General features: G+C 55.3%; 16 protein-coding genes. 8 read left to right on the top strand and 8 right to left on the bottom strand.

Going from position 1 to position 20,409, the window contains the following annotated elements:
- Window positions 1-15: 15 nt before the first annotated feature.
- From AB1644_13700 to AB1644_13690, 3 genes are all read right to left on the bottom strand, one after another.
- Window positions 16-1,269: a porin gene (locus AB1644_13700; protein MEW6052102.1), complete on the bottom strand. Its 1,254-nt coding sequence runs from the start codon at window positions 1,267-1,269 to the stop codon at window positions 16-18.
- A gap of 206 nt (window positions 1,270-1,475) precedes the next feature.
- On the bottom strand, window positions 1,476-3,260 hold the full coding sequence (locus AB1644_13695; GenBank protein MEW6052101.1) for an ATP-binding protein: 1,785 nt from the start codon (window positions 3,258-3,260) through the stop codon (window positions 1,476-1,478).
- Complete coding sequence (locus AB1644_13690; protein ID MEW6052100.1) at window positions 3,257-3,949, bottom strand: response regulator; 693 nt, start codon at window positions 3,947-3,949, stop codon at window positions 3,257-3,259. Before AB1644_13690 ends, AB1644_13695 begins: the two co-directional genes overlap by 4 nt.
- 377 nt (window positions 3,950-4,326) lie before the next feature.
- On the opposite strand from AB1644_13690, the gene AB1644_13685 reads away from it, so the two are divergent.
- From AB1644_13685 to AB1644_13650, 8 genes are all read left to right on the top strand, one after another.
- The gene (locus AB1644_13685; protein ID MEW6052099.1) at window positions 4,327-5,187 is read left to right on the top strand and encodes a hypothetical protein; all 861 of its coding nucleotides are present in this window, start codon (window positions 4,327-4,329) and stop codon (window positions 5,185-5,187) included.
- 178 nt (window positions 5,188-5,365) lie between these two features.
- Complete coding sequence (locus AB1644_13680; GenBank protein ID MEW6052098.1) at window positions 5,366-5,692, top strand: metalloregulator ArsR/SmtB family transcription factor; 327 nt, start codon at window positions 5,366-5,368, stop codon at window positions 5,690-5,692.
- A 60-nt stretch (window positions 5,693-5,752) separates the two neighbouring features.
- Complete coding sequence (locus tag AB1644_13675; GenBank protein ID MEW6052097.1) at window positions 5,753-7,054, top strand: permease; 1,302 nt, start codon at window positions 5,753-5,755, stop codon at window positions 7,052-7,054.
- Window positions 7,055-7,064: 10 nt separating this feature from the next.
- Entirely contained in the window at window positions 7,065-7,298 is a 234-nt protein-coding gene (locus tag AB1644_13670; GenBank protein MEW6052096.1) for a thioredoxin family protein, read from the top strand.
- A gap of 42 nt (window positions 7,299-7,340) precedes the next feature.
- Entirely contained in the window at window positions 7,341-7,832 is a 492-nt protein-coding gene (locus AB1644_13665) for a nitrophenyl compound nitroreductase subunit ArsF family protein (protein MEW6052095.1), read from the top strand.
- 15 nt (window positions 7,833-7,847) lie between these two features.
- Window positions 7,848-8,318, top strand: a complete 471-nt coding sequence (locus tag AB1644_13660) for a nitrophenyl compound nitroreductase subunit ArsF family protein (GenBank protein MEW6052094.1) — start codon at window positions 7,848-7,850, stop codon at window positions 8,316-8,318.
- Window positions 8,318-9,007 (top strand): aromatic aminobenezylarsenical efflux permease ArsG family transporter, encoded by a 690-nt coding sequence (locus AB1644_13655; GenBank protein MEW6052093.1) that lies wholly within the window; start codon window positions 8,318-8,320, stop codon window positions 9,005-9,007. The genes AB1644_13660 and AB1644_13655 overlap by 1 nt, the downstream gene beginning before the upstream one ends.
- A 155-nt stretch (window positions 9,008-9,162) precedes the next feature.
- A complete protein-coding gene (locus AB1644_13650) occupies window positions 9,163-10,395 on the top strand; it encodes a hypothetical protein (GenBank protein ID MEW6052092.1) in 1,233 nt (410 codons plus the stop codon).
- Between the two features lie 11 nt (window positions 10,396-10,406).
- Here AB1644_13650 and AB1644_13645 read toward each other — a convergent pair whose 3' ends face one another.
- The 5 genes from AB1644_13645 to AB1644_13625 form a co-directional block, all read right to left on the bottom strand.
- A complete protein-coding gene (locus AB1644_13645) occupies window positions 10,407-14,462 on the bottom strand; it encodes a glycoside hydrolase family 38 C-terminal domain-containing protein (protein MEW6052091.1) in 4,056 nt (1,351 codons plus the stop codon).
- Between the two features lie 44 nt (window positions 14,463-14,506).
- Window positions 14,507-15,856, bottom strand: coding sequence for an ABC transporter permease (locus AB1644_13640; protein MEW6052090.1), 1,350 nt, complete (start codon window positions 15,854-15,856; stop codon window positions 14,507-14,509).
- Window positions 15,853-17,334, bottom strand: coding sequence for a sugar ABC transporter ATP-binding protein (locus AB1644_13635; protein MEW6052089.1), 1,482 nt, complete (start codon window positions 17,332-17,334; stop codon window positions 15,853-15,855). The genes AB1644_13640 and AB1644_13635 overlap by 4 nt, the downstream gene beginning before the upstream one ends.
- A gap of 25 nt (window positions 17,335-17,359) precedes the next feature.
- Window positions 17,360-18,343 carry a substrate-binding domain-containing protein gene (locus AB1644_13630; GenBank protein MEW6052088.1) on the bottom strand — a complete coding sequence of 328 codons (984 nt, stop codon included), beginning with the start codon at window positions 18,341-18,343 and terminating at the stop codon, window positions 17,360-17,362.
- Window positions 18,344-18,585: 242 nt separating this feature from the next.
- The gene (locus tag AB1644_13625; protein MEW6052087.1) at window positions 18,586-20,391 is read right to left on the bottom strand and encodes a S8 family serine peptidase; all 1,806 of its coding nucleotides are present in this window, start codon (window positions 20,389-20,391) and stop codon (window positions 18,586-18,588) included.
- Window positions 20,392-20,409: the final 18 nt, after the last annotated feature.

The raw sequence follows: 20,409 nt of genomic DNA, 5'->3' as shown, positions 1-20,409 counted from the left end.
CTTTCCTGTTATTCGCTACATCGAATACTGAAACTGCAGTGTGAACGTGTTGTCCTTTTTGTCGCCGGACGCTTTGGAGAAGATCGAGTTATCTTTCAGAAGTCGCGGCATATCGTACGCCGCCGTTAACCGGACATTGGCATCCCAGTAGTAGTGTGCTGCCAGGGAAAGCGTGCCGGTGGCGTCACTCTTCGCAGCGTCGCTGGTGTTTGGGTCGAAATAATCGTATCGCACCGCCCCGCCGAAGTTCTTGTACACAGCCTGCGATAACCACAGATACCAGCCGCGTTCCATCTTCCCTTTGTCCCGGGCACCGATCATCTCAGCCCGCACGCCCGTGCCGCCAAGTGGCAGAACATCGAGATACAACTGGGCATCGATGCCCACCCGGTTCTTGTCGTATTCGACCGCCGGCGTTGCGGCTGAGCCGGTCGTCGTCCTCACCGAATCACCGGCATCCACCAGACCATTGCCGTTCACATCTATGTACGTGGTCACCGGAGCCACCGCGGCTGTACCCGGTACATATGTTTTGCCGTGATACGCCGACACGCCAAAGTCGACCATCCCCAGCTTCACCTTCACGCGTCCGAGAACGTCCTTCTGTTTGGTAGGGTCAAACCAGGTGAACTTGCTGTCCTCTATACCGTATCCTTGAAGCACGGCGGCATTGAACTGGACGTTCTTTGGAAGTGTCCAGCTCAAGTTGACCCCGCGATCCCGTTCCCCTTTGAACAGCGTCCGCTCGGTCAGGCTTCGCTCGGGAAAATCCCGTTTCGATGACGAGTATTCAATCTCGTACCCAAATGGAATATTGAACTGCCCGGCCGTCAGCGTGAATGCATGTTCCTTGAATCGGTGGCTGAGGTCCACATATGCCTCTTTCAAGGACACTTTATCCTTCGAGGCGTCAAAGTAGATGATATACCGGCTGGAGGCGTTCGGTTGAAACTGAAATTTGATACGGCCGCGACGGATATAGATGTTGTTCGCGTTCAGGTTCTTGGTGGCATCGTAGCCGCCGGTGATGCCGTACCGTGAGCTGTCGTTGAGTTCATAACGCGCTTGAAGGTACCCGGATACTTTCAGTTGTTTCAGTTTCTCCACATCTCCGGTCAGAATGGCCATGTTCTCGGCCATCCCTTCAACCTGCTGCCTGGTTTCATCGACCACGGCCTTGAGACTATCGTCGGCGTTTTGTGCGTTCACCCGGCCGATGACGCCCAGTGTCAGGACGGCCAGGCTCAAGCCAAGCTTGAGTGGTTTCACGTTCTCTTCCCTTTCTGTCCATGTTCCTAACTGGATTCCTCTCTCCAGCTTCCTAACAATTAAACCGGCCACCAGTTAGGATTTCGTTAGGGGCCGGTTAATATTTCCCTGTGGAGTCAGGGGTGGAACTGGAGGCGGTGCTCAGGCGCATCACGATCCCGGACAACGAGTACGCGAACGATGATGGCTGAATCTTAAGGTGATGGCTAAGGTCGCGCAGTACCGCTCGGAAGATGAATGCGAAAGGTGCTTCCCTGGCCGGGGATGCTGTCCACGCTGACATTCCCGCCGTGCGCCAGCGCGATATGTTTGACGATGGCAAGGCCGAGGCCAGTCCCACCCTGGCTGCGGCTACGGGCGCGATCGACCCTATAAAACCGCTCCCAGAGACGCGATAAGTGCTCGGCGGCAACACCACACCCTTCGTCCCGAATTTCGATAGTGATGCGCCCCTCCATCTCCGAAGCTGATATGGAAATTCGTCGGTCCGGCTCACTGTACTTCACGGCATTATCAATCAGGTTTACCACTGCCTGTTCGAGCAGCGCAGGGTTGAGACGAACTCTCAGGGACGTATCGCATCGAACCTCAAGCGTGAGCCGCTTTTCGGTGGCCTTGACCAGACACAGGTCGCGTGCCCCGCGCAAGACTTCGCAGACATCCCCATCCTCCAGAAGAATCTCCGCCCGCTCGGTCCCTTGTTCGATCCGCGACAACGTAAGAAGGTCCTCGATAATGTTGTTCAGCCGATCGACATGCTTTTCGATAATTCCCAAGAAACGGCGGGCGTCCTCGGCGTGCTCCACCGCCCCGTCCCGAAGCGTCTCCACAAATCCTTTGATAGAGGTGATGGGGGTCTTCAGCTCATGCGACACATTGGCCACGAAGTCACGGCGTAGATTCTCGAGTCGTCGCAGTGCCGTGATGTCGTGTAAGACGATCACCGCGCCCGGGTTCTTTCCCTCGGACTCCGGCAACTGCGCTCCATGTACCTGGATGAACTGCTCGCCGTGTTCGGTGAGTATAAACTCCCCTTCCACCGGGGCGCGGCTGGCAAGCGTTCGGCTCATTAATTTCTGAAGCTCGGTGTTACGCACGACTTCCTGGATAGTCCTGCCGAGCGTCGCCTCAGGAGGCACACGAAGCAGCTGCGCGGCGGCGCGATTGAGATTCATCACCCGCTCGTCGGCATCGACCGCGATAACTCCTTCTATCATGCTTGCAAGCACCGCTTCCTGTTCGTTGCGCTGGTGCGTGATGGCACGAATGCGACGGTCGAGCTGCTCGGCCATGTCATTCATCGCGGCGGCCAGTTTGCGGGTTTCCTCAAAGCCAGACACTGGCAACCTCTGATCGAGGTCACCGGCTGCAAAAAGGGTCGCCCCGTTCTTGAGAGTTTCGATCGGCCGCGCTATCCGAAAGGTGATCGCCACGCTGATGCCGATCGCAAGGAGCCCGATCAGCAGCCCCGCGATCACGAGCTTCATGCGCAGGTCCTTGATACCGGAGTCGATATACCCGACCGGAAACGCCATGCGCACTATCCCCTGCACGCCTTGGTCGTTTGCCGCCGGCAGCGCTACGAACATGACCTCCTGACCCAAGGAACGGCTGAACCGAACGTCAGTGCCGATCTGCCCGAGTCGCGCCTGTTTCACCTCCGGGCGAGTTGACTCTATGTCGGCGTCCAACTCGCGATTTTCGGAGCTGCCGATCGGTTTGCCAGATGGCAGGAAAATAGTCACTGGTGCGCCGACACGAGCCGAGAGCGTACGACAAAGAGAATCTGCGTAGGTAAAGTCGTTAGTGACAAAACTGCTCTGAAGCTGGCTGGTCGCCAGGAGGGCGCGAACTTTGAGATCTTCAGCGGCACGGTCGATTTGCGATCGCTTGAAAGATACGGAAATCTGCCAGCCAACAGCCCCTAACGACAGGATGAGAACGAGGAAATATGACGCGAGAAGGTACCAGAGCACGCGATTGCGGCTCATGCCGTCTCCTTCATACGGTACCCCACGCCGCGGACCGTCTCGATATACCGACCGCGTGTGCCGAGTTTCTTGCGGAGGCCGACTATCTGCACATCGACCGCCCGATCGGTGATCAGGACATTGTCGCCGCGAATCTCGTTGACAATCTGGTACCGGCCAAACACCCAACCCGGACGGCGGGACAACAGGTGCAGGATCTGGAACTCTGTCAGCGTCAGGTCGACCGACTTCCCCTGCATGAGCACCTCGTGCCGTCCCGGATGAATGACGATGTCGTGTATATTGATGACTGTGTCGTCTTTTGTCGTCTGCTTGGCTTTGCGACGGAGAATCGCTCGCATCCGCGCCAGCAGCACCTTGGGACTAAACGGCTTGGTGAGATAATCGTCGGCCCCAAGTTCCAGACCGGTCACCACATCGCTCTCCTCACCCTTGGCAGTCAGCATGATGATAGGAATGTGTTGGGTTTTCGGCTCACTCTTGAGAATCCGACAGACCTCCAGTCCATCAATGCCCGGAAGCATCAGATCGAGAATGATGATATGTGGGAGTCGCGCCTTGGCGCTGCGCACGCCTTCCTCGCCAGATCCCACACAGGCAACCTGGTATCCCTCTTTGGTCAGGTTGTAGTTGACCAGTTCCTGAATGTCCTCTTCGTCCTCGATTACCAGAATCGCTTCTTTAGCCATGATTCGCTTCTCTCCTGGGTTTGACATTGTTCAACCGCGCTCATTAGAACAAAGTCAAACGTTAGCGTTCCATTAGGGAATGGTGAAGCTTCGGTAAGATAATCTCCTATGGTATCCGCGTTTCTCACGTCATGAACCTGCCAAGCCTGACCGTAATATAGAGTATTCTGGCCCCACCCGACAACAATCTACCAGAGCGGTTCTTACTCGGCGCAGCTTGCTTCCTGTTGTCTCGCCTGGATATAAGTCACTGCAGTACATGAGAATAACCAGCGACACGTGCTGACCGGACCGTGGTGAGTCGCCGCCCAGAAATCATAACTCTGAACATATAGTGTTCTAATCGCGTACTTATTTGTAGAAAAGTGCGGGGTTATATGGGGTATAGTCCGTCACCGGTTTACTGGAACTGGCTTGGGCTTGATCTCAAACGAGCTTATCAGACGAACTTCGTTCGGTCTATGGTCGTCGTGTACGGCGTGAGCATCATCGCTATCATTACGATTTCATGGTTAGCATTACCGACCCGCAAGAACATAGGTGATACGCCCTCCGCACCAGAGCTTCCCATCGGTGGTTCGACGGGCAATGCTGCGGGGGCCATAAGCCCAATCGGTCGCCAAGTGGCCGATGCGGCAAGGACGCAAACTGAATTTCTTGCCGGTGGCTTTGCATCCAAGATCAAGATTGTGCACGATTTCGGAGTCCCGATCCGGCCGCAATGGCACCCGGTCTCCAGAATCGACGAAATGGCAACTGTGCCGGGCGAAAGTGCGGAGAACGGACCTGAAATCATTACTACTTCCGGTACCAGCAACAACGAGATTGCTGACTACGACATACCGGACTTTCCCATCGATGTCACGCCGGTTTCGCCGATTCCTTATTATTCCCCGAACAATCAGAGAAGATCCGGCGCCATGTTGCCGGCCGTCGCCAAAATTCCGCCGCCACGCTGGCCAACCATCAAGCGGAAAACCGACACTGGATTCGTACGGGCGCTTGTTACCATTGATCCGAAAGGACGGATATCTTGGGCGGTTACGGAAGTTTATCCCGCCAACAGCGTCTACCCTGACCTGCTTATTGAGGCCCTCAAGAGAGGCAGGTATACGCCGGAGACCATTAACGGCCAGCCGGTTACCACAGTGCTGGAGATCAGTTGCACATTCTGTTACGAATGTGAAGCATCATTGAGTGTGGTGAGCGGCAATATCCAGGCTTCTCTTCTGCGCTAACTGAGTTTCGTGGTCTCTTAGATCCACATCAAGTACAATTCGACCGACAGTCGGCCATGCGTAACAGATTGTTGCACTGCCGGTCACGATACTCTGTACAATCTCTAAAAAATCATTGATTTTTTTGGCTATTTGGCGATATTGCCACGTATAAACGACTGCAGGCATTGAAACAACTATGGACAACAAGACCAAAGCGCACTTTGAAGCCAAGGCCAGAATAATCAAAGCGATGGCCCACCCGACCAGGTTGTTCATAGTGGACGAGTTGTCGAGGAAGGAGCGGTGTGTCTGCGAACTGACGGAGATGATCGGCGCGGATACCTCTACCGTCTCCAAACATCTCTCGATATTGAGAGCCGCCGGAATCGTGCAGGATGAAAAGCGGGGCCTGCAGGTCTTCTATTCATTGAAAGTGCCGTGTATTCTGAATTTCTTCGGATGTGTGTCACAGGTGCAAAAGTTATCGGCGAAGGAGCAAGTCGCCCTGGCGGAACGAAAGTAGTTTTTTTGGGTCCATATTTGGCGATTTTGCCAAATGACCACGTATTAGAAAGAACCGGCTATGGATTGGAAACGAGAATGGAAGCCGTTGGCGGTGATTGTCGCCGCCTTCCTCATCAGCTTCTACCTGCCGGTCGGATCACCGCGCTTCGACAATGCCGTCGCCGAGTCCCTTCAACTTGTCAAATGGTATGCCCAGGAGCACGTGCTGCTCTGCCTGATACCGGCCTTCTTCATCGCAGGTGCTGTCGGCGTCTTTGTCAGCCAGGCATCGGTCATGCGGTATCTTGGCGCGAAAGCCAACAAGGTGCTGGCGTATGGGGTAGCATCTGTCTCGGGGACAGTCCTTGCAGTCTGTTCGTGCACCGTCCTGCCGCTTTTCGCGGGCATCTACCGAATGGGCGCCGGACTCGGCCCCGCCACGGCCTTTCTGTATTCGGGACCCGCGATCAACGTGTTGGCCATATTTCTAACGGCTCGCATCCTTGGCATAGAAATGGGACTCGCCCGCACGATAGGAGCGGTTATGTTCAGTGTCGTTGTCGGCCTGATCATGCATTTCATATATCGAAAGGAAGAATCTGCCAAAGCTGATGCTCAGCTTGCGCTGCCTGATCCGCCGGCTGCCCGTCCGTTGTGGCAGACCGTGCTCTATTTTGCCTCTATGATCGCGATTCTCGTATTTGCCAACTGGGGAAGGTCAAGCGAGCCGGCAGGGATATGGAACGCCATCTATGAACTCAAGTGGCACCTCACCGGTCTTTCGGCAATTGCGCTGGGGCTTATCCTGATCACTTGGTTTCGCATGCGGTGGTGGAAGATCTTCGCTGCGGCAATTCCAGTAGTGGCGCTTGGGCTCACTTTCCGAGAGCATCCGCTAATTCCCTTCGCCGCAGGCTTTGTCGGCCTGTCGCTCATCACCAGCAACGATGACGGCGAGATGGGCAGTTGGTTCGAACAGACCTGGGGATTCGCCAAGCAGATTCTACCCCTGTTGCTCGTAGGCGTGCTCATTGCGGGACTACTCCTGGGCCGGCCCGGCCACGAGGGGCTTATTCCCTCGGAGTGGATCAGCCGTTCAGTCGGCGGTAACTCCCTTTGGGCAAATCTGTTCGCATCGGTTGCAGGCGCGTTTATGTACTTCGCGACGCTGACTGAAATCCCCATTCTGCAGGGCCTCTTGGGAAGCGGCATGGGCAAAGGCCCGGCCCTGGCGCTTTTGCTCGCTGGTCCGGCACTTTCGTTGCCAAGCATGCTGGTACTGCGAAGCATCATGGGAATGAAAAAGACCGTGGTATTTGTGAGTATCGTCGTTGTCATGGCCACGATTACCGGCATGATCTACGGATACTCTTTTGAATAGGAGATGCCAAATGAAACTGATTCAAATTCTGGGAACTGGCTGTCCCAAGTGCAAGAAGCTCGAAGAGAACACCAGGCTTGCTGTGCAGCAGATCGGCTTGGAATGTGAGGTGCTCAAAGTGACGGATATCAACACCATCATGCATATGGGTGTCATGATGACTCCGGCCCTTGCAATCGATGGCAAGGTCATTCTGTCCGGCAAGGTCCCATCCATCGAAGAACTCAAACTACTGTTGGCATAAACTCTCTATGGTTGAATCGACTCATTCCGGGAGAAACAGATAATGAATAAACACTTGAAAATGTCCGCTATGAGTGCGGCTATCACCCTTTTGTGGATAGGCGGCTGGCTGATAGCTCGCGCCGGCGAGACGCCCCGTGACGAGGCCGCCGTCGAAGCGAGCAGAGCCGACACCGGTGACAGCACGGTCGCACCGCACAAGGTGGTCGCTTATTACTTTCACGGCAACGTTCGCTGTGCCACCTGCCGGAAGATCGAAGCCTACACGAAAGAAGCGATCGATAGCGCTTTCACGGCCGAACTCGAACGCGGCGACCTGGAGTGGCGGGTTGTTAACACGGACCAGGACTCGAACAAGCATTACATCGAAGAGTACCTTTTGTACACGCGCTCGGTTGTCCTTGCTGACATCCATAATGGGGAACAGACTCGCTGGACAAACCTCGACAAAGTGTGGCTCTTATCGGGTGCGAAGGCGAAGTTCACTGAGTACATCCAGAGCGAAGTGCGACTGTTCCTTGACCCCGCCAAGTAACCGATCGGAGCATCCATGACGCCAAAAAAAATCGCCACCTTCGCCCTGCTGCTTTTGGTCGCGGCCAGCATCCTCGTGTTTGCCGGCCGTCAGATGGGCTGGCTTTCTGCAGGAAGTGAGACATCACTCGGCCGAAGCTCCCGCACCGAGCATCGCATCATCGCATATTATTTTCACGGCAACGTACGCTGCCAGACCTGCCTCACTATCGAAGCCTATATCGATGAAACCCTGAAAAGCCGGTTCGCCGAACCCATGGAAAATGGGAAGCTTGAATGGCGGGTCATTAACAGAGAAGTTGAACCAAACACGCATTTCGTTGACGACTATCAACTGTATTCTCAGGCGCTGATCATTGTGGATTCCGCCGATGGCCGGGTGTCGGAGTGGAAAAGCCTCGACGACATTTGGAAATATGTCGACGATAAACCGGCCTTCATGCACTACGTGAACGCCGAAGTCTCGGAATATCTGCGGAGGCTCTGATGGACTCACTGATGCTGGCCGCCTTTTCCGCCCTCTGGTTGGGGATTCTCACGTCGATAAGTCCCTGTCCCCTGGCCACCAACATAGCCGCGGTTTCGTTCATCGGCAAGCGTATGGAAAGCGCCGGTCACGCCCTCTGGACCGGCATCAGTTACGTGGTGGGTCGACTGCTGACCTATGTCGTGATCGGCGCCGTGGTGACAGCCGGCCTGCTTTCCATTCCCGGCGTATCGAACTTCTTGCAGAAGTACATGAATACTCTTTTGGGACCGATCCTCATCCTGGTCGGACTGATTCTGCTCGGTTGGCTGAATGTCGCGCTGCCCGGCCTCACTCCGAGTGACAAGATTCAGGAACGCGCCGCCCGGGGCAGCGTATGGGGCGCCGGACTTCTGGGGGCGTTTTTCGCACTGTCGTTCTGCCCAGTCTCAGCAGCGCTGTTTTTCGGGAGTCTCGTGCCGCTGTCTGTCCAGCACCAGTCATACATCCTGCTTCCTTCCCTCTATGGCATCGGCACAGGCCTGCCGGTGCTTCTGTTCGGTGTGCTGGTGGCGTTCAGTATCAATTCGGTCGGGCGCCTGTTTAATCGCCTGACGCAGATCGAACGCTACGTGCGCTTCGGTACCGGCGCAATATTCATCTTGATCGGCGTCTATTACATTCTGCGCTACATGTTCCTGCTGTTTTGAAACCCGTTCGGCACCGAGAGTCGAATATCATTGACGTCTGACTCTGCGTTGAGTATATTCAATCGGGACGAAAAATACGCCACACACGGTGGGACTCAATGATTCGCGCTCGTTCAACATCCGATTTTGTTTGTTTTCTCATCTCGTTGTTCCCCGTGACCCTATTTGCCCAGTCCACTCCCGTCATCTATGACACCATCGCTACAAGCTGTCTTCGCTTGGTCGTCGGCACCAACGGCAATGTCGGCCATATGGGGGAAGGAAAAGTTAACATGGATTACTGGGATTTCGGCGACTGCGACACGGTCGACTCGATTCCCGGCGAGACCGATGTCTACCTCTTCGACGGCTCCCCGATCATCATCGACCGCAAAGATGACACAACGTTGGTCGGCAGTTGGTCGGTATTCGGCGAGGGACCTGATTCTACGTACGGCTTCAAACCAATTATTGATACCATCCCGCCAATCTTCAGCCATACGAACGTCACAACCAGCAGTTACCAGCGCATCGAATCCGGTCAGTTGCTGACAAGCGACTCTTCTCTTGCAGTGGAAATTACCTGGTGGGCACCACGGACGGGCGATAGCTGCGAATTCATCGTGCAGTTCATGCGCATATTCCCATCTGACGGTCGGTCACATATTGGTGTGACGGTCGGCCAACTTGTGGATTGGAATGTGCCGAGCGACACCGATGCTGTGAATAGGGGTGGATTCAATGACCGAGTGGTTTACCAATCGGGTTTCGAATACGTGTCACAAGTCGGGCTCGAGTGTCAGAAGAACGACAGGCGATTTGGCGGAATAGCGCTGATGGAATGGAAGACTGAGAGCCTTGTGGCACTCGACTATTGTTGTCTCCGAACGGATGTCCACGGCGGCTATACGGCCGCAAACGACCACTTCGTTGACTCCGCTTCAGGGCTCATATTCGATTCTCTTATGACCAGAGTGTTTTCCATAGGATTCTATATTTCGGAACCGCCGGGTGATGCTCATTCGGTTCTCACATTTATGACCAACTATAAACTTCCCTCAAATGACACGATGCTCGTCTACTCCGTTTTTGCTTCCATCCGCAATGGGACATCTCAGATTCTCCAATCTGCTGTCGACAAAGCTAAGCACTGGTACGCGCAGCTTCGAGGACCGTTCTGCCTGAGCGGTTGCTGTAATGCACTGTCCGGTAATGTCGACGGAGATCTATTTGAGACGATTGACATCTCTGACCTGTCTGCGTTAGTTGATTTTCTATTCTTCGGTGGTTCAATCACCAGTTGCTCGGCCGAAGCCGACATGGATATCTCCGGCACCATTGACATTAGTGATCTTCAAAAACTAGTCGACTTTCTGTTTTTCGGCGGAACACTGCCTATTTGCTGTTAGCCCATCGAAGCTCACTTTCGCGTCGGCTTCCCCCCATGCCACAACATCTCCTTGTTCAACTTCTGCTTCTGTAAACCCGGGCCGGTGATCGACACCGCCAGGTCCTGATCCCCTTTCGCCTGAAACATCCTCACGGCGAACTTATGCGGGCCCGCCTTGAGTGCGATCAACCCCGTAACATCGCCGGCACCATGCAGACCGTCGTTGTCGATCAATAGCGTGTCGCCGATTATCAAATGGCTGCCGTCATCGGAACTGATGGCGAATTCATACACTCCGTCCTTGGGGATATTTATATATCCGGTGAACACCAGTCCATACAACTCCTTGCGGGCAAAGGGCGGAATTGCGACCACCGGCATAACCACTTCTCTCACTGCCGTCAGCGAATCGAAATTCGGCAGCTTGCTCCACTCCCCTTCATAGTAAGAGCAGTTCAATCCGTAGGCCGGACTAACTAATGTCGAGGACCCACGTGCCGTCAACTGGTGCACCGTCACCGATGCCACATGGTGGTCATCCGCGCCATCTTTGATCGCCCGCGCTTTGATTGCCGTGGTGGCATTCACCCTAATCGGCTCAACATACACCGGCGATTCAGCAGTCGGATCGCTGCCATCAAGAGTGTAATGCACGACCGAGCCGGGTACAGGCGATGACATCGTAATTGTAGCCTGACCAAGGAAACTCGTGCTGTCTACTACAATCCTCGCCAGTGTGGAGTTAGTGACGTCATAGAGCGGTGTCGCCGCGCGGACATCCTCATACGGTTTCTTCGCCACGGTCGCAGCCAGCACCTTGATTCGCGGATTGTTTGGGAGTGTGATCGACTTGGTCGCCGGCGGCAAATCGAACGTCAGCAGATACAGATAGCTGAATCGGTACGCTTCGTTCTCGCCTGCCGCAGTGTGCCGGTGGGAGCCGTACCAAGCCACCGGCTGACGGTTGATATAGCCCGGCGCAATCTGTTCCGGCTCAGTGACCAGATTACCGGCCACCAATCGGTTGTTCCATTGTCCAATCGGCTCCGCCCAGTCCTGCACCCAGACGCGAACTGAGTCCTTGCCAATCACAAACGTTCCTTCCGCCGGCCCACCGACAGATGCGGCGAGAACGCACAGCTCCTGATACCCGCCGAGCGGCAGCGTAATCTTCTGTCCAGTGCAACTGACAACGTTCTTCGCTCCGCTCACTTTAGGACCGAATACATACGGGATATTCAGATGAATCAGCGTGTCAGGCAGCAGGTCGCCGGAGATACTGTTTCCGTGACCATCGAAATTGCCGTCCCTTCGGTCGGCATCAGTGCTGATACCATCAAGGTCGAAGGGCAAGCTGACCGATTGTGATATTATCTCAACCGGTACATGCGCGGTCTCAACCATCCTAACAGCGTACGACTTTGGCTGGTATGGGCCTACAGCTACTTTGAGAATCGTGTCGCTGAAGTGAGCCGTTCCCTTTGACTCTTCCTGACCATTCACTTCGGTGGCCGAGGAGATTGTCCGGCCGAATCGTATGGGCACCGAATCCGCCGGAGCGAGAACCAGATTGCGCAGCCGGATAATGACGTCATCTGTATTTTCAGATAGCTTCATCGCTGTTAGCATAAATTGCGGTGTCATGTAACTGATATCGAGCCCCGGTCTGCGGTCTGCTGGAATATTCATGATAAGATTTCCGGCCTCAACCAGAACACCATATTCATAACTCTTGGAGAAAGGTGATTGCCCATCAGGAGTACGAACCGATTTTTCAGTGATCATTGGCAATTGGAACAGCGAGAACAACCGTCCCAACGTACCTGCATGCCGGTCCGTCTGCCACACACTAACCGGCTGATTGAGCTTGACCGCCTCCAATGCCGCCCCGCCCCGCTGCCAATCACCGGAGTGCGATTGAATCGCGAAGCTGAATTCGTGATGCCCCACATCCTGCGAACTCTGATCCCCTACCCACGACCAACTATCGTACACGCCCGGCGTGTGGATGAGCGTCAAGCGCAACGTACCGGCATCGGGATGATCCCATCCATACTTGCAGTCATTGAGCACCGCTACACCGTACGATCCGTCCTGGGCTGTCATATCCGCCCACTGATGCCCCGGCACCTCGTACAGCTTCTCGTGATTGAGCCCGCGTTTGATCGTTCCGAGTCCAAGATCATATGTAACGCTGTCATTCGCACAGGCCAACGTGAATGCGACCTTTAAGAGTGTCTCCGGTTCGTACCAATCGACCTCGTTGTCAAGCTGCACGATATTGCCGCCCGACACCAATGAGATCACTGTCCGGAATGATGACTTATCTGTCTTACGCATAACTTCCAGCGCCACCCGTGCCGGGCCGCTCTCAAGCACACGAATCTGCGCCGGTCCGCCGACAAACGCTCGCGGTGGCGCTATGATATCCTCGTAATCGATCTCCCATGCCGGCCATCTTTTCGGCTTGTCCCTTAGGAGTTGGAATTGGATGGGCGCTGTGAGCAATTCCTTCTTTAGGTTCTTGTCAAATAACGATGAGACATCGCCGTCATCGTTGAGCGTCACAACATATCGCTCATTCTCAAGTGTCCGGTCGGTTGCCTTCACATTAGTCGGCAACGCGGATGGTTTCTTCGATCCTTGGACATCGTAAACCGCGTATCCAACCGAGGGCACGATCGATTGAAATACAACCTTCAGACTCTCCGGCCATCGCGTGACGACCTGTGATGGGACCTCAGACTTTCTGTCCGTGAACACTTTCACCGACTTCGGTGCACCTTCAGGAAACGCAATTGTTGCCTCCACCACATCGGCCCGGTCGATTGATAGGGGATTAAATAGCACCAACGGCGTACCTTTTACCTGAGTCACCAATTGCACCGCCGTCGCCGCGACCGCATTCTCCAGTATCTGCGCAAACCGGTTCTGACAGAGCACCTCATCACTCCACGAGAACTCATACGCCTGCGGAATGCTCGTGCCGGTCAGATCATCGTGGAACTGATGCCACAAGAATCGCTGCCACGTGTCACGTAATTCCTCGCGCGGATACGGCAGTCCTGCCACCAAGTACGCAATCACCGACGCCCGCTCGGCAGCGTCCCCAAGCTGCTCGTTCTTGCGGTTCCATCGTTTCATCGCCGCCTGCGAGGTATAGCAACCAACTCCGTGCCGGGTCATAAGGAATTCCCCGTTGTAACGTGGCAATCGCGAGGTGTCGCATGAGTTCGCCAGTCCTATCAGATCATCCGCACCGACTGACTTCACTTCGATGGGGCCATCGCTCTCAACCGATTTCTGTAACCATGCCACCGATAGCGATTCCGGCGCCCCGCCAATATCCCCGGTACCAAAATACATATAAGCGCCGTACAAACCCGTACTGTCCCCCTGCCGCGTGATGCGCCCATCCCACAGCGTGTCGCGGCTCAAATCACCGCCAATCTTGGCGACATAGTCGCCCGGTCGAATCCCCGCGAAAATGGTGGAACCGTCCACCCCCTGCCACTTGCCGATATCGAACGGCACACCATACGCCGAACCCCAGGTCAGTTTCTGTGTGGAGAAACTCTCCAGTCCGCAGTGCCTCGCAATCGATGGCAGCGCATAACCAAACCCGAAACAGTCCGGCAGAAAGATATCGCGGCTCGTCTTGCCGAACTCCCGCTTGAAATAGCCGTTGCCATAGAGCGTCTGCCGCACCAACGATTCAAACGACGGCACATTGACATCCACCGCATCCCACCAACTGCCGGTCACCCGCCAGCGTCCGGCCTCAATATACGGTTTCACTTTCGCGTATTCCTCCGGAAAATACTCTTTGAACAGCGAATACCGGAATGCCCCCTCGAAACTGAACACGTACTTGGGAAACAATTCCAATAGCTTGAAATTGTCCCGAAACGTCGATGGTATATACTCGTTGATGCTGTTCTGAATGGTCCATCGCCACTGCGTGTCGAGGTGCGATGTCCCCACCACATACAATTTCTTTGCCTTTTCTTCTGTCGGCGCCTGGGCAAACGCAGCCCCAAAGCAGGCTGCGGTCATCAGCGCAACAACCACGATCATTCTTTTCATGACACTGTTCCCTTATCCACCATTCGCGTTTCGTTCGCCATTGATCACACAGGCGCTGCCTTTTTGCGACGGTGCAGCCCGCGCTGTTTGAGTCGGTCGAGCATCACCGCGCCAAGGATCACCAGTCCCAGGACAACTTTCTGTGTATAGCTTTCGACATTGGTCAAATTCATGCCGTTTTGAATCACCGCGATTATAAACGCCCCGATAAGTGTGCCGAGTATCCGTCCCTGGCCTCCGCTCAGACTCGTGCCACCCACTACGACAGCCGCAATCACGTAGAGTTCATAGGTAAGACCATAAGTTGGCGCGCCGCTCTTGAGTTGTGAGGCCATCACCACACCGCCGAGCCCGGCCAGCATTCCGCACACCGCGTACACGAAAAACAGCACTCGCTTCACGCGAATTCCCGCCAGCCGTGCCGCTTCGGCATTGCCGCCAACGGCGTAGATATAACGCCCCAGTGTCGTGCGAGACATCAGCAGATGCGCGACAACGTACAACATAACCATGAGGATAACTGCAATGGGAATCCCCAGCAGTGGGTCGGCGCCGCGTCCAAGCCAGATGAATCCTTCCGGGACCTGATAGATCGGTTTCCCCTGCGAAATGATATACGCAATCCCCGCCGTCACCTGCATCATTGCGAGCGTCGCAATAAACGGCGGAATGCCGAACCCCGTAATCATCAGGCCGCTGAACGCACCGATCACTCCGCACAGAACTATCCCTCCTAAACACGCCGCGATCATCAATGTTGTCGATGCGCCATCCCCTCCAAACCAGCCTATCAGCCATGCCACGACTACTGCCGACAGCGCCACCAGACTCCCGACGGATAAGTCAATCCCTGCCGTGATAATCACCATCGTCATCCCAATCGCAATTATGGCGATCACCGTGATCTGGTTAGCGACATTCTTGATATTCTCGGCAAGTAGAAACGTGGGCCAGCGATAGGTAGGCGGCGTGATAATCTCGACCGCGTCAGACTTTCCAAATTCCGCCAGCACTGCCTGTACCAGCGGCGCATAGGTCCGTGTCGTGACCAGTACGCTCCCAACCGGTAGCGTGTCGACGATCGGCCCGAGCATACTACGCACTCGGACCGGATCCCCGGACAGCACCGCCACCCTCCACGGCGATGGTTCAGACAGCCCGGCCACAAACTGATGATCCTCCGGGTTATCGGGTATGACGATGAGCAGGTTGTCACCGGGCTTAAGTCGCTCATGCAGTATCTCGGTGACCCCCTCGGCTGCATTCCGCCCGGTCGGTACTTGCTTAGACATGGTCAACACCGTGAACAACAAGCACAGAAGGAGCAGTATGATCAACATGCCGTACTCGACCAACAGTCGCATCAATGTGGCTCTGATATCAGTCTGCTTCATACCGCTAACACCATGATCTCCTGTTGCGATGCGGATGACACTTCCGTAATCTCGCCGGATAAGCGCCCTTCGCGCATCACCAGAATCCGGCCGCACATGCCGAGCAGTTCCGGCAGTTCCGATGATATCATAATGATTGCCTTGCCTTGCGCCGCCAGTTCATTGATGAGCAGATACATGTCGTACTTCGCCCCTACGTCGATACCCCTCGTCGGCTCGTCGAATATGACAATTTGCGAATTTGTCTCCAGCCAACGCGCTACGAGCAGTTTCTGCTGATTGCCGCCGGACAAATCCTCGGCAGGCTGCTCAGGACCGGACAGTCGGATCCTGAGGTCAGCAATGCGCTTCTCAAATCGCGCCCGCTCCATACTTCGCCGCACCCATCCCAGACGCGACCAGCGCGCCAGATTCGGCAGTGAAAAATTGTCCCGCGCTGCCGCCTTGAGAATAAGACCCTGAAGCTTGCGATCTTCGGTGAGCAAACAGATTCCGCTCCGTATCGCGTCGCGCGGAGTATTGACCCGCACAACATTTCCATCCACCAGTATCTCCCCTCCCGTTTTCTTGTCCGCCCCAAAAATCAATCTCGCCGTCTCCGTGCGCCCCGCCCCCATCAACCCGGCAATACCGAGCACCTCTCCCCGTCGCGCGCTAAGAGAAATGTCGTACACGCGATCGGAGCATAGCTTGCGCACTTCAAGGACTGTGTCGCCCGAAGGCAATCTCACCTTGGGAAACTCTCTCTCCAACGGCCGCCCCACCATCTGCTCAATCAACTGCGCGCGGGATAACTGATTCGCATTCCACATACCGACCGTCCGGCCATCCCGCATCACCGTTATCCGGTCAGCAATTGCGAGCACCTCATCGAGACGGTGACTGATAAAAACTACTCCCATCCCGCGACTGGTGAGTTCCCTGAGTACGATAAACAGTGCGTCAACCTCCTGCGGCGCCAGTGCGGCCGTAGGCTCATCCATCACCAGTATCTGTGCTTCACGAGTCAGTGCACGAGCGATCTCCACCAGTTGCTGTTGCGCTACACTGAGCTCGGCAACGAGAACATCAGGATTGATCTCGACACCAAGTCGCTTCAACAGCCTTTGCGATTCGCGCCGCTCATGGTCGGCATCGATCATCCCTCGCCGTATCGGCTCGTGACCCAGAAACAGATTGGCGTGCACCGGAAGCGCCGGGACGAGGGTGAACTCCTGATAGATTACCGCAATCCCCGCTCGTTGCGACTCGAGCGGTGACTTAAACCTAACCGCCACCCCATTGAACGAAATCTCCCCCGCGTCCGGCTCATGCACGCCGCTGAGTACTTTGATGAGCGTGCTTTTGCCGGCCCCGTTCTCTCCGACCAAGGCATGAATCTCCCCCGCCGCCAACTCCAACGAGCCGCCGTCGACCGCCAGCACTCCCGGAAACGCCTTACGGATGCCGCTCATGTTGAGCAGCATCGGACGATTCACGGCCGGCTGATTACCTTGATGCGCATTACTGTGCTGCGTTGGTCGCATCCTGCTGCGTGAACAACGCGCATGGAATAAGGGTTGCCGGCGGCACGACACTGCCGGACATATATGCCTTCACCGCCTCGATCGTCTTCATCCCAATCTCGTGCGGTTTCTGAATTACATCGGCGTAGATTTTTCCCGCCTTGATCGCCTCGCGCGCTTCCGGGACGGCATCGAATCCGATTATCTTCACCTTCCCCAGCTTACCAGCCTTCTCGACCGCCGCCAGTGCCCCCAGCGCCGAGTCGTCATTTATCCCGAAAATCGCCGCCAAATCCGGATGCGCCTGCAACATATCTTCTGCCGTGCGAAACGCCTGGTCTTTCGTCCCATGCCCCGAAAGCTTTGCGACTACTGTGATCCCGGGCGTCGAGGCGATCTCTTCCTCAAACCCCTTCACTCGCTGAATCACCGACTCAACTTCCGGGTGGTCGATTATGGCCACTTTCCCAACGCCGTTGATCGCGCTCGCCACCGCCTGCGCCGCCAGGCGCCCGCCCGTAACATTGTCAGAAGCAACGTGCGTGACAATCTTCACCCCTTCCGCCAGACAGGCAATGTCTGCCGTAAACACCGGGATACCGGCATCGTTAGCCACTGCAATCGAGGTCCCAATCGAACGGGAGTCACACGGCGCGACAATGATTGCGTTCACTTTCCGGACGATGAAATCCTGAAGCTGATCTTTTTGTTTGGCGACATCGAACTCCCCGGCCGTGATGAGCAGCTTGTAGCCATTGGAGGCCGCCGCGTGCTGAAGTCCCGCCTCAAGGTCCTGGTAAAATGGATGCGTTCGGGTGAGAAGAGAGACGCCGATAGTTAACTCGGATGCCTGACGTGCATCGGCCGGTTGGTCGGTCGACTCGTTTTTCTGGCCACAGCCCGGGAGAAGGACTGGGACGCACAGGACGGCGCACGCCGTCAGGGCGCTAATCGCCCACGAGAAAGAACGGGTTGGAGACATGGTTTCCTCGTGCGATCCATACGGACGCCTTTATCTTCTGTACGTGCCTGCAAGGTACGGCTATCTGCACGGGGAAGCAATTGATTTGAAGACGCTTGCGTTCCTATGTCAGAGTCCCAGAGATCCCCTTCCCTGCATCCTGCAAGCAACTCGCCGAAGGTGTGCAGTACGAAGCGCAGCAGGTTGGATTCCATAGCCGCCTCGCGCGAGCAATAGGGCACGTCACCAGTGGAGGCCCAGAATCAGAACTCATAGCACGGCTTGACCGGAGCTGGGCCGTTTTCGAAGAGCATATCCACAAGCCACACGACATCCGAAATATCTACAAAGCCGTCACAGTCACAGTCTCCCAGCAGGTGGCTAGGGAAGAAATCCGGCCCGCTGCAACAAAGGAATTCGTAAACTGCGGTGAGATCAGATATGTCAATTGCCCCATCGTTCGTTGCATCGCCGTGCGCGATGGAAAGCACAGCCCTGAAGGCATCCACCCGCCCATAACCAAACGTGTCGTTCGGCACCGTGGCACCGATGGGAACTGCCGAGTAGCGAAGGATTTCATAGACTACGTCAGCGGTCAGCATGGAATCGCGAGATAGAAGGAGGCTGGCCGTGCCGGACACAACCGGACAAGCCGCGGAGGTACCGCCGAAATGACAGTTGTAGTCGAAATCGTTGGCAACCGGCGGGCAATCACCGTACTCGTTCGGGTTCTTTCCCAGGGACCCCATTCGGTCCAGTGACCAGACATCCCCGCGATAGTCGGTATCTCCGCTTGGCGCCATGAGGTCAAGGTCAGCCCCATAGCTGCTGTACTCCCATCGGGTGTCGTCCAAATGCGTCGCGCCGACAGCGAAGCAATAAGGTAATCTGGCCGGATATGCCACGCCCGCGAATTTGCCTCCCCAATTTCCCGAACTGAATATCACAGGGCAGCCTCGTCCAAAACGCCCCATTGTATTCGCCTCCTGAAGCGCCTCATTTAACGTCTGATCATCCATATAGCCAGGTGGTAACCCCCAACTGTTGGACAGAATGTCTGCGCCATTTTCATATGCCCAAATGATGGCCGGAGCGATTTCTTCCGGGAGCATGCCCTGTCCTAAATCGGAGAATATTTTCACTGGCAGAATCTTTACACCTGGGTTAAGCGAGAATATCCCGCTGCTTGTCTGTAAGCCTGACACGCTGTCTGTCGTGTGAGAAGCGCCAACTGTTCCGGCGACTGACTGACCGTGGTTTTGCTGCGACCCGGGTCGGGGATCCCAATCTGGGGGAAAGTAATCGCGCCCCGCAAGAATTCTGGATGCAGGCAAGTCCTCATGTGTGTCGACACCGTCATCTATCACGGCCACTGTATCGGGATTGTTCAGTCCTGCAAAATCCCAGACCGAAGTGCTATTGAACGTACCGATCACCTTCTTGGTGTGCGGCTGGTATAGATGATAGTAATCGAACAGCTTGTAAGACATCGCCTGTACGCGGATGCCAAACTGTGGGTCTGCATAGCGGGTCTCCGGCAGATCGTAGTAAAGGTTAGTAATGTCCAGAAGCCGATAGCCGGAAGAATCGGTATTTCTGAGAATGAATACGTTCTCTATCCCCTCCAAGGCATGGTCAATCACAACTCGATACCGAAGGTTGATGCTGTCAATCTGAAATGCCGACAGTTCGAGGTTGAAGGCCGCGACAAACGTCTCGCCGACCGTCGCTGGCAGACCACTCGGAAAGTAGTAATATGGCTCGCCAAGGTAAATCCCCTCGGCATTGTTTAGCGAATCCACGAATGCCATGTAACCATCTGTAACGGACAACGAACACGCCACAAATCCCGGAAGCATGTTGGTATCCTGGACTATCACAACAATTCGGGCAATCCGTGACGACACGTCTTGCGGCGATGCCCCAGCATCGAATTTGACGACCACTTTTGTCGAGTCGATCCCCAATGGTACCATTCCATCAGTACCGTGATAGAACTGCGCGCGAATGCCAGCCGCAAGTACTACTATCACGACCGACAAGTAACAGATGAACCTCTCGACCCTCATTCTACACCTCCATTCCTT

Source organism: Candidatus Zixiibacteriota bacterium, from assembly GCA_040753875.1.
Taxonomy (GTDB): Bacteria; Zixibacteria; MSB-5A5; order GN15; family FEB-12; genus DATKJY01.
The sequence above is the reverse complement of the archived record's forward strand: the minus strand, read 5'-3'. Positions and strand labels throughout refer to the sequence as shown.